General features: G+C 38.2%; 8 protein-coding genes. 2 read left to right on the top strand and 6 right to left on the bottom strand.

What is annotated here, in order from left to right; translation table 11 throughout:
• Positions 1 to 848, top strand: an 848-nt coding sequence (locus tag BUE08_RS02475) for a uroporphyrinogen decarboxylase family protein (protein WP_286680280.1), incomplete at its 5' end; no start/stop codon positions are given.
• 49 nt (positions 849 to 897) lie between these two features.
• Positions 898 to 2,283, top strand: coding sequence for an MFS transporter (locus BUE08_RS02470; RefSeq protein WP_213951646.1), 1,386 nt, complete (start codon positions 898 to 900; stop codon positions 2,281 to 2,283).
• A 62-nt stretch (positions 2,284 to 2,345) separates the two neighbouring features.
• Here the strand turns inward: BUE08_RS02470 and BUE08_RS02465 are convergent, their stop codons facing one another.
• The 6 genes from BUE08_RS02465 to ftsH form a co-directional block, all read right to left on the bottom strand.
• Positions 2,346 to 2,744 carry a pyridoxamine 5'-phosphate oxidase family protein gene (locus BUE08_RS02465; RefSeq protein ID WP_286680279.1) on the bottom strand — a complete coding sequence of 133 codons (399 nt, stop codon included), beginning with the start codon at positions 2,742 to 2,744 and terminating at the stop codon, positions 2,346 to 2,348.
• 28 nt (positions 2,745 to 2,772) lie between these two features.
• Positions 2,773 to 3,936 carry an acyl-CoA dehydratase activase-related protein gene (locus BUE08_RS02460; protein ID WP_286680278.1) on the bottom strand — a complete coding sequence of 388 codons (1,164 nt, stop codon included), beginning with the start codon at positions 3,934 to 3,936 and terminating at the stop codon, positions 2,773 to 2,775.
• Positions 3,933 to 4,916: an acyl-CoA dehydratase activase-related protein gene (locus BUE08_RS02455; protein ID WP_286680277.1), complete on the bottom strand. Its 984-nt coding sequence runs from the start codon at positions 4,914 to 4,916 to the stop codon at positions 3,933 to 3,935. Before BUE08_RS02455 ends, BUE08_RS02460 begins: the two co-directional genes overlap by 4 nt.
• Positions 4,917 to 4,932: 16 nt before the next feature.
• Positions 4,933 to 6,969 (bottom strand): UvrD-helicase domain-containing protein, encoded by a 2,037-nt coding sequence (locus BUE08_RS02450; RefSeq protein ID WP_059032362.1) that lies wholly within the window; start codon positions 6,967 to 6,969, stop codon positions 4,933 to 4,935.
• 1 nt (position 6,970) lies between these two features.
• Positions 6,971 to 9,412: a PD-(D/E)XK nuclease family protein gene (locus BUE08_RS02445; protein WP_059032364.1), complete on the bottom strand. Its 2,442-nt coding sequence runs from the start codon at positions 9,410 to 9,412 to the stop codon at positions 6,971 to 6,973.
• A gap of 157 nt (positions 9,413 to 9,569) precedes the next feature.
• Positions 9,570 to 11,369 carry an ATP-dependent zinc metalloprotease FtsH gene (gene ftsH / locus BUE08_RS02440; RefSeq protein WP_286680276.1) on the bottom strand — a complete coding sequence of 600 codons (1,800 nt, stop codon included), beginning with the start codon at positions 11,367 to 11,369 and terminating at the stop codon, positions 9,570 to 9,572.
• Between the last annotated feature and the right edge of the window lie 191 nt (positions 11,370 to 11,560).

Here is an 11,560-nt window from a genome sequence, read left to right as displayed (position 1 = left end):
GTCCTCAGTTTATCGGCGGAACCTTCATGCAGCCGGAAGAATACGATCAGCTGATAGAAGATCCTGTAGGATTTATTGCAGAAACCATACTGCCTAGGGTGTGCACTAATCTGGAGACAAAAAGAAAGGCCATGGCTACATGGGTAAGAGTCGGTATGGAACTTGAGAAAGGCGCTCGTTTAGGCGGTGAAGTCGGCAGAATCTCTGCAGAGTTAGGTTATCCATATATCCCCATGGGCTGGGCATATGCCCCAATGGATATTATCGGAGACTTTTTAAGAGGCATAAGCAATGCCGCTCTTGATGTTAGAAGATACCCGGATAAGATCAAAAAAGCCGTCGATGCTCTTACAGAACCGGTAATCACGTATGCTTTAGACGCATGTAAGCCGATAAATGCAGAAGTGGCTTTCATACCATTGCATTTAAACGAATACTTATCGCCTAAACTTTATAATGAGTTTTACTGGCCTTCGCTAAAGAAAGTCATTATAAGGCTTTATGAAGAGGGCGTCAAATCAGAGGTATTTTTTGAAGGACATCATGAGCCTCATCTAGAGACCATTTTAGAACTGCCTAGGGGATGGGGAATAGCATATTTCGAAAAAACTGACGTTGTTAAGGCAAAAGAAGTATTAAAGGATCATACATGTGTAATGGGCGGCCTGCCTATAAGTTTATTAGTCAGTGCCACGCCGCAAGAAATCGACGAATATGTTAAGACCTTACTCGAAAAAGTAAAACCAGGCGGAGGATTTATATTGGCTCCGGCTGTCGGAACCGCTCCGGCAATTACGCCACCCGAAAACATACATGCCTTAATTAGCGCAGTGGAAAAATACGGTTAATTTGCGCAAATACTCCAAAAGCTTGTTTAATTGAAAGGGATGAGCCGTTATGGAAAAAAAGCCACTAAGCAAAGCCATAAAGACATTCTATGGCATCGGAGATTTTGGTTTTGGTTTGATGGCATCAGTTGAACTTTATTTCTTTGTATTTTTCCTGACCAATGTTGCTAAACTTTCATTGCCGACAGTTGCTCTCATCAGTTCGATAACGAGTATCGTAGATGCAGTGTCATCACCTTTTTATGGAGCTATAATCAGCGGCACTAAGCCTTTAAAGTGGGGGCGAAATCGTTCTTGGATATTGATAATGCCTCCGCTTGTCGTAATCTTTTATATATTCCAATTTAGCAAGATCGGTCCGGAATCAGTAGCCGCACTGATTATCTGCGCCGGTTTTATTCTAAGCCATATCGCATGGAACCTGCCCTGGGTAGCAAATGTTGCACTTATTCCGGTACTTGCCAGTGACCCTGATGAAGCAGCATTACTGGCATCAAGACGTGCTACTTGGACTGCTCTTTCAGGAATAGTATTCTCTTATACCGGAGCACCCTTGGCAGAGTATTTTGGCAGGGTTACAAACAATGAAGTATTGGGTTACACCATTCTGGCAGGGCTTACAGGTTTGATTATGATGATCTGTTACTGGATCGTTTTTAAGATAACAGAAGGCTATGAGCCTACGGGAACTGCAGCTCAAGACACAACTCAGGCTCAAAAAGTTTCACTAGCTGCTATGGTAAAAAGCCTTGTCCAAAATCCGCCCCTTATTGTGCTGTTGATATCAGACTTTTTCAGGAACATGGTCCTCTTTGTTATGACAGCAGCTGCAGCTTATTACTTTACTTATGTAGCACAAAATATGGGACTATTTTCAGCATACTTACTAATAGTATCTATAGCAACTATGATAGGATCATACTTTGCAGGTTCAGTTGCAAAGAAAATGTCATCGCGGAATGCCACCATCTTTGGTCTGTATGCCTTAGGCATATCGCTTATAATATGTAAATTCGTAGCACTAAATGTTACTATGTTTTTCATTGTAATAACTATATCTAGTATATTTACAGGAATTCTAACATCGGTAACCGTAAGCTTATATTCTGATGTATCTATTTATGCTTACTGGAAAACAGGAGAAGACGCATCTCCCTTTGTTATGGGCTTGATGACGGTAGCTTTAAAGCTTGCAGTTATATCCAGAGGAACGGTAATTCCTTTTGTCTTGGCGTCGGTAGGATTTACCCCGGGAATAGATCCTGCCTCAGCTACTGAAGCACTTAAGATAGGCGTAATAAATGCTTTTCTATTCATACCCGGAATCTTTGCATTAATCGGCGCTGTAATACTGCACTTAGGTTATAAGCTGACGCGAGAAAAAGTTATAGAATATCAAAACGAAATAAATAAAAGATTGGCTCAACAGGCTTAAATAACAAAAGCAAAAGAGGTATGCCTTTAATTTAAAGGCATACCTCTTTTTTCGCTTTAGGACTACACTTGAAGTTTTCGTATTTCTTTGTCAATTTTAAGCACAGATGCTTCGATATTTGTTATATAGAATAGCTCAAAATTCGGACTTTCGGGCGAACCATAAATGGCAGCAAGGCTGGGAGCAACAGCAAATGCCTGTTTTTTAGCTTCTATGTTCTCGTCAAACACAGCTCTACCGCTTATGCGAACCCACTCATCTTTAGATATCATTGCGCAAATTTCTACGGCAGGATTTGCATTAAGCTGCCTATAGACATTTTTGTGATTGCCCGTGCAAAAATACAGCTTCCCGTTGTAATTCATGACAAATCCAAACGGGCGAACTTTAGGTTTATCACCGTCAACAGTTGCCACATAAAATACAGAAGCATCTGTCAGCATTTTTAATAATTCTTCCATCTTCCTCACCCCTATTTTTATTTAATTATTACTTATTACTTAATACTATCTTATTATCAAGTTCGCTATTTTCATGATATATCTTAGATAAGTAACTGTTATCTTCACTCATTTCCTTTTTTTGATTTATCATATCAATAAAGGCTTCAAGTCTTGTTCCGACGCCGGCTTTAGCTGAATGTTCATCTAGCACCAGTGTCATTACCGGAATTGAATAATCTTTCGCGACTCGAGGTATTGCGCTTTTTGCAACAATTTCGGGCATGCAGGTAAAAGGCAGAAGATGTATAACACCATCAAAACCATTTTTTGCAAAACTTGCAATTTGAGCTACGGTTTCTTGGCCGTGGCCCCCTATAAAGCGCTTAATATAAGGTTCTGCTAACTTTAACATTTCCTTATAATCTTTTGGCTTTAAAAAGGAAGGAAAAAGATTTATTCTGACCCAGTCCGTAAGGTAAACGCTTCGATATACTTCGGCGCCGAGACTGTTCAGCTCAGATTCTATGTCCAAGTTTACAAAGGGCTCCAATACAGTATATATTTCACCTACTATTCCGATTCTAGGGAAGGTTTTATCCTTTATAGTCTCGATGCTGTCAAATGTTTCCAGCATAACTGCTTTATATTCATCTAGCTCTGCTTCTTTCTTTATATCCTTTATTTTATGAATTACTTCTTTATACTTTTTATCGGTCTGACCCTTTATTTTTTCCTTTGGCCTTATTTGAGACAATTTCATGTCTGCAATATCCAACAGAATGGCCTTTTTCCATGCTATTATAGCTGCCTTTACTATATTTTTTAGCGAATTTTGTTTTCTGTTAGTAAGCACTCTAATATCACTTACTAACTTTAAAAAATTATTTTTTGGAGGTTCTACTATGACCATTTTAAAATCAAAACCTAAATCTTTTAAAATTTCTCGCTCTACTTCACCATAATAGCCAAACCTGCAGGGCCCTATTCCACCGGCCATGACAATGGTATCTGCACCGTTTTCAAGGGCTTCAATAAAATTCCCCACATTTATTTTAAGTGGAAGGCAAGCAAATTCCGGCGAATGCAGGACACCAAGTTCTAAGGTTCTTTTTGTGCAAAAAGGCGGAACAACTACTTCTGTGCCTAGGTTTTCAAATAGAGATTCAAGCACAATGTATAAATTACCCATATGAGGAAAAGTCACTTTCATTGAACCTTCCTCCCTTCTAAAACATCCAAAAAAGCCTCAAGCCTTGTATCAAACCCGGCTTCAGCGGCGTGTTCATCAAGGGTTAGATACAGAAAAGGAATTTTATAGTAACGTTTTATTTTTCTTTCCAAAAGTTCACCTACAAAAGAATCGGGACCACATCCGAAAGATGCAACATGGATTATTCCATCAAGCTCTCCCTTGTCTAAAAAGTAGAAAGCAGCACCTAACGATCTTTCCCCTAGTGTCCAGAACATATCTTTTGTCAGTTTCTTGGCCCCTTTTTTGATTTCACTATCTGAAACCATGTCAGTTGTTATAAGATTAATATGCTGTCTTTTGAGCTTAGCAACAAGGTTCATGCTAAGAAAAGTATCGTATATATTGTAATGGTGCCCCACTAATAAAACTTTCGGATATGAAGCAGTATGTAGCTCGGATTCCTCTTGTTTTGGAGGTTTAAAATCGATATCCGGCAAGATTTCACATGGGGCTGTTTTGTATGTAGTGATAAATTGTTTATACTTTTTTTGCGCGCTTGCTGCTTTATGATAGGCCCGCAGCAGTTCTGTCTTATTTTTATTAAGAGCATCGCCAATTTGTATTACGTGGTTTTTAATGCCTTTCTTGCTTTTATAAAGATTTAATTCGGCATCGATTAACGGCGGTAACTTCGGAATGCTATTTCTTATCATATCCGGCAGCCCTAAAAACTTTGGGCAGAGATATTTTTGCGGCTCTATGCTTACAATTCTGGGAATAAAAATAGCATCAACCTTATCTGCCAGATCTGCTACATGGCCGTGAAAGCTTTTAATCGGCAGGCATGCATCATCTACGCATAATGCAACTCCTTTTTTAAGCAGTGCCTCGTTAGTAGAGGATGACAGCACAACCTGCTGACCTAAAGCCTCAAAAAATACCTTCCAAAAAGGGTAGTATTCATAATAAAACAGTGCTCTGGGTATGCCTATTTTCATCAATACACCTCTGTTGCTAACTTGTTGTTTGGTTTAACCATTTTAAAAAACTTTCTCGTTTATCAGATGTTATCTCTCCTGATATCACTAAATAATCCATTGCGCGGGTAAGCGCCACATAAAGCAGCCTTTTGGCTTCTTCAATCTCTTTGTTATCAAGAAAGTTTTTCAACTCTTGCCACTTCTCTTTATCTTTTTTAATTGCAAGACCGACTTCCGGATCAAATAATATCTCAGAAGATACCGTTGATAAGCTTTGGCCGCTGTCTGCCAGGATAACTATGGGAAACTCCAATCCCTTTGCCGAATGTATTGTAATAAACTTTACAACATCTTCTTCTTCAGAAACATCCACCGCTTCCTGATACTCTGAGCCCCAATTCGAAAGTTCTTCTAAAAATTCTCTTAAGGTAAAGCCTTCTTCATCATAAACTGCACATAAATCTAAAAATTGAAGCAGGCTCTCGGTATCAAGGACATCTTCTAAATCGGTATATAAAAGCTTTGAATCTTTTATAATCTGTTCTGCCAGTTGTTTAATTGTTGCCTTATCTTTCATTTTAACCCACTTTTGAAATAATTTAAAGGCTTCCTCGGAGTCTATATTCTCATCAAAGATATTACTTAATTTTTTGCCGTTAAGCACATATTCTGCAATTTTATCATCATCCACTTTAAGCAAGTGCGAAAGTGCGCCATATATGTTTATATCATCTTTATACTCCACAGCCTTTAATCCCAAAAGAAGATTTTTTACTCCATGGCTTTCTTTAAGAGTCCCGACTTCAGCCACATAAAATGGTATATTGCGTGCGCGAAACTCCTCAATATAACAGGAAAGATGGGTTTTTCTCCTAAAGAGCACGGCAAAATCTCGAAAGGTGGGCTTTCGGTATCCTCCTGTGGTGCTGTCATATACCTTTACAGAATCATCGGACAACATTTCTAGTATCTTATCTGCAATAAGTCTTGCTTCCTGCTGCCTCCGCTCTCTCATCAAGCCGCTATTTTGCCCAATAAGGAAACAGATATTTTTTCCATCATGCTGCCTTTTGTAATTAATCGGTTCATAATTCTCCATGATGTCTTCAAAAGCTTTGTTTACAAACGTTATTATTTTATCGTTACTTCGAAAATTATCTTTTAAACTTAAGGACTTTCCATTTTTCTCTAAATCTTTTCTGAGCTTTTCGAAAAGCTCAACACGCGCTCCTCTAAAGCCGTAGATGGATTGTTTTTTGTCTCCCACCACAAAAAGATTTGTATCTTTGCCTAACAGCCGAAGAATTTTGTCTTGGATAAAGTTCAAATCCTGATATTCATCTACCAAAATAAATTTAAATTTTTGTTGATAGTTTTTCAAAATTTCCCGATTTTTTTCGAACATATCCAGCGTCTTTTCCAGAATATCTTCATAGTCAAGAACGTGCTGTTTCTCTTTTTTGCTGCCATAAATCTTTAAAGATTCTTCAATTAACATCACTATGGTTTTTTCATCTTCACTAATCGCCATTTCAGATAAAGTAGCAATGCTTACACCTTGGTTCTGTATTTTTATTATATTTTGATAAAGCTCATCGGATAATTTTCCAAAGCCCATTTCTGAAGTAATCTGAAAAACATTTTTGTTTTCTAATTTTCCTATAACGGCCTCTTGTATGCTTTCCTTGAGCCACGCATTCCCTTGATACTCCTTTGCTACCTGTGCCTCAGGGTCTATGGAAGCTTCTACCGGATTTTCTTTAAGCAATCGCAAGCAAAAACTATGTATTGTGCTGATATAAGCAGTTGAAAGCCTGAGTAGGTTTTTAGAGATGCTGTCATTGTATTTTTGCATTTTCATTTCGTATCTGAGCCGCTCTCTCATTTCAAGAGCTGCTTTATTTGTATATGTTATGGCGGCAATTTCGTCAATACTTGCAAGGCCCTGCTGTAATATATAAATTATGCGGCCCACCAGTATTCTAGTTTTGCCGGCACCGGCACCGGCTGTGACTACAAGGCTTTTATCTATTGTTTCGATAGCTTCTTTTTGTAAAGGGGTGTGTCCCATATTAAAACTCCTCCCAGGGACAAATTTGAGTAAAATCGCAAAAGCTGCCATAGCTTTGTATTTTTGGACATTTTTTTGGTTCTATCGGAAATTTCCCTTCTCTTATATTGTTTACATAAGCTCTGACTGTGTCTTTGGTTTTTTCCATAACGGTTTCCCATTCTTCTTGTGTTAAAATCCCTTTTTTCTGCCTCTTTGAAATAAATGGCAGATCTCTATCTCTTACAATAAAGTTATCTATAGCACCTTTTTTAACAGAAACAAAAGCTCCTCCCACTACCGGTTTTTTTAATATATGTTCCGCAGCCAAGATATATATTGGCATTTGAAGGTTTGTTCCATCTTCCATCTCTTTTATATCCGGTGTTGACCCGCTTTTATAGTCGATTATCAGTAATCTGTGCTGTGCGTCTTCATCTATCCTGTCAATTTTTCCCGAAAGCAAGATGTCTGGGGCAAAATCCAAGGAAAAATTTTTCTTGGATCCAAAACCAAGCTCAAAAAGAATCGGTTTAAAGTCTCCTCTTGAGGCTACATACCAGCCGACATAGTTCGTTATGCTTTTTGCAATTTCATTTTTCTCTATTTCAAACAGCAGAGGATGCGGAAAACTCTCTTTTACGCCGGAATTTTCCATGACACTTTCTGTAAGAAAGATTATCTCATTTTCGTATTCTTCTAATTTTATGCTTTCAAGGGTATCTTTATGATTTTTAAAAAATATCTCTAATATTTTATGTATGGCACTGCCCCGTGAAACCGCCGTATATTCTCCTTCTTCATCAGGTGCTGCAAGGCCTATGACTCTTGCAAGAAAAAACTTATAAGGACATTCGCCGTACATGTTTAGGGAAGCTGCGCTGAAAGGTTCTTCATGAAATCGCTTGCCTAATATTTTTCTTGTATTTTCTGAAATAGTTCCTAAAGTTTCACTGAAATTTTTAAATCCGGTAGAAGTATACATATCTTCTAATCTGACATCTTTAACCTCGGCTTTTAAATCATAAAGTATATCTTCTATATAGGAAGACATCAGTGAAGATGAGTTATCTTCCAAAACTGCCGGATAAGAAAAGCAGCCTGTAGAACTTGATGCCAGCAAAAATTTTAAGCAGCGCTGCTCATCCTCAAGATGACTATCTATGGTATCAAAACTGTAACCTATCTCATTGAGTCTTTTCCTCTCATCTTCCTTTATAAGCCAGTCAGGTCGTAATTCTGCCGGAAAATCTCCTTCTATCATCCCTGCCGCATAAATCTTTTCAAATTTTAGCCCTATTATTTGTTCTAGAGAAAGTATCCGAATACCTTCTTTATCGGAATCAAAACAGTTGTAGGAATAATTTCTTAAATAGGGTGCAAAAAAATTTATAAATCCTTCAAAATCTGTATATTCTTCTCCTGCCATTTCCCCTATATCTTCTAATTCATCCAAAAGTTTAATTAGGGCCTGAAATGCCGTAATATCGCGTTTTACAAAATCAGGGTCGTCACTATGAATATTGTAAAATCTGTTGGGATATCCATTGTCGGCAAGAAAACTTTTTGATATTTCGGCCCATTTATTGATTTTATGCCGTGAAATATTAGTTTTTAAAAGAATTTGTACAAAATAATCTGTTGTTTCTTCTTTTACAAGTCTTAAAAACGCTTTTACGAAAGGATTTTGGATAAGGGGTGCTTTTATATCAAAGTTTAACGATAAGTTCGCCTCTTTTGCCGCGTCTTTTAAAAGATATTTATAGGCTTTGGGCTTCGGCAAAACTATGCAGATTTTTTGCGGGGGAATGCCTTCTTCTAAATCTCTTAAAATCATTTTTGATATGTATTCAATTTCAATCCTCTTGTTTTGAGCCTTAATGGCATTTACATGTTTCATTTTATGCTCAAGGGGCAAGTTGACTATAACCCCTTTATCTACTATAACTTCCAACACTTTTTTCTGTATCGGATAAAGCCTATAAAATCCCCTAAAACATATTTTGTCAAACTGTTCAATATACTTTGCTTTACCTGCGTAGTCTGCCGAAATTATTTGGCAATCTTCTAAGTCATATAGAAGGTTTTCGGCAAGAAAATCCTGATATGTTCGGTATATCAAAGCCAAATCTTTTAGGCGAGGTGAATCCTTCAATATTTTATCAGCAATGTCAGGGGTTATGCCTTGTAATTTCAATTCCATTATTACTTCACTAATGCGCCGCACATATCCGGGCCTATATTCGCTGAAAAATTTAAATTGATTTTTCTCTTGCAGGCTATGAAAGATACGGCTGATTACTATATCTCTTTTAAAATTCCCGATAATATTTTTTGAATCTATAACATCTTTTATAATGTTTCTTATAAACTCTTCATAGAAAATTGCTGCCTCGCCGGCTGTTTGTGCTTGACTTTCTTGTTCTGCCAAATATGATGTAGGATATACATTAAGTTGTCTCATAATTTTTCCTCGCTAATATCTTCTTAAAGCTATACATTAAAGAATACCACAATAGTAGAATTTTTTCAATTATTTAACTATCTTTTGCAGTTATCGGCTTATAAACAGTAGGCCAGCGCTTTTTGGCGCTGGCCAGTAGTAGAGGTTGTAAGCTAGTTTATGCGCTTGCAAAAACCTCTAAGAATTCATTTTCCTTTAACTTTTCTTTTTCAAGCAGTGCTTGGGCTACTTTATGAAGTTTGTTAACATTGTCTGACAAAAGCGACCTAGCTCTGTCGTAACAGCTGCTGATAATATTTTTAACTTCTTTGTCGATAGATGCTGCCACTTCTTCGCTGTAGTTTCTGCCTTGTGCAATATCTCTTCCCAGAAATACTTCTTCCTGCTTATGGCCCAGTGTCATTGGACCTATATTTTCGCTCATGCCATATTCCATAACCATTTTTCTTGCAATCTGAGTTGCCCGCTCTAAATCATTTTGGGCACCGGTGCTTATTTCATTGAGCACTAGCTCTTCCGAAACACGGCCGCCAAGTAAATGGGTTATTTGGTCCATGAGTTCATTTTTACCCATAAAGAAGCGATCTTCTTTCGGCAAAATCATAGTATATCCGCCTGCTCTGCCCCTAGGCACTATAGATACTTCATGAACCGGGTCTACAGTCGGCAGCAAATGTGCCACCACAGCATGTCCTGCCTCATGATAGGCAACCAATCGGCGCTCTCGCTCTGTCATAACTCGGCTTTTCTTTTCCGGCCCTGCTATTACTCTAGTTATAGCCTCTTCTAGCTCCGGCATTTCTATTTTCTTTTTATTGCGCCTTGCTGAAAGAAGCGCTGCTTCATTCATCAGGTTTTCAAGATCAGCACCGGTAAATCCGGGCGTCCTTCTAGCCAGCACTGAAAGCTCTACATCTTCTGCTAAAGGCTTGTTTCTTGCATGAACCTTGAGTATTTCTTCTCTTCCTTTTACATCGGGTCTGTCTACCACAACTTCTCTGTCAAACCTGCCGGGTCTTAAAAGCGCAGGATCTAATATATCGGGGCGGTTAGTAGCAGCTATAACTATTATGCCCTCGTTAATACCGAAACCGTCCATTTCTACAAGCAGCTGGTTTAGCGTCTGTTCTCTTTCATCATGTCCACCGCCAAGACCTGCTCCTCTTTGGCGGCCCACTGCATCGATTTCATCAATAAATATGATACACGGCGCATTCTTTTTAGCTTGGTCAAATAAGTCCCTGACCCTTGCTGCACCAACACCTACAAACATTTCCACAAAGTCCGAGCCGCTTATTGTAAAAAACGGTACCCCGGCTTCCCCTGCTACAGCTCTTGCTAAAAGTGTTTTTCCTGTTCCCGGAGGGCCTACCAGCAAAACTCCCTTGGGAATACGCGCCCCCAGCTCTATAAATTTCTTGGGATGTTTTAAAAACTCCACTACTTCTTCTAATTCTTCTTTTGCTTCATCTACACCTGCCACATCTTTAAAAGTCACTCTTCTTTTATCGTCTGTATGAAGCTTTGCCTTACTCTTGCCGAAAGACATCACTCGTCCACCACCGCCTTGGCTCTGCTGCATTAAGAAATACCATGCGCCAAATATAAATACCATAAGCAGTAGAGGGGACAAAATTTGCGTCCACCAAGGCGTAACAGGCTTAGGCTCTGAATCCACCGTCAATACGCCGCTTCCGGCAAGCTTATCTATTTTAGCCATAAAAGTAGTCAGATCAGGAACATAGCTTACAAAATTTCTACCATCTTTTAGAGTGCCTTTGATGTTATTTTCTATTATCACTATTTTTTCCACTTCACCTTTGTCAAGGCGTTGAAGTAATTCTGAATATCCTAATCTGATCTGAGCTGCTTCCTGGTTAGAATACCATTGGACAACTGATAAAATTAAAATTATTATCAGCAAATAAAAACTTAGACTCCTAAAAAAGTTGTTCAAAAATTTTCCTCCCTTCTTGCACCACTAGACCAAACACATTTTACCACATAAATTACATTTTTACAATTATGCAAAATTTCTAATGCACCTCTTCCTTACTTTCTCACCTAAAAACCAAATATCAAACCATAGAACCCTGTAATTATGAGTAATACAGGGAATATTTTTTGTCAAATTTTAATCTTTTACTT

The sequence above is a fragment of the Tepidanaerobacter sp. EBM-49 genome, assembly GCF_001896645.1.
GTDB lineage: Bacteria > Bacillota > Thermosediminibacteria > Thermosediminibacterales > Tepidanaerobacteraceae > Tepidanaerobacter > Tepidanaerobacter syntrophicus.
Note: the sequence above shows the minus strand (reverse complement) of the source record. Positions and strands in the feature narration are given on the sequence as shown.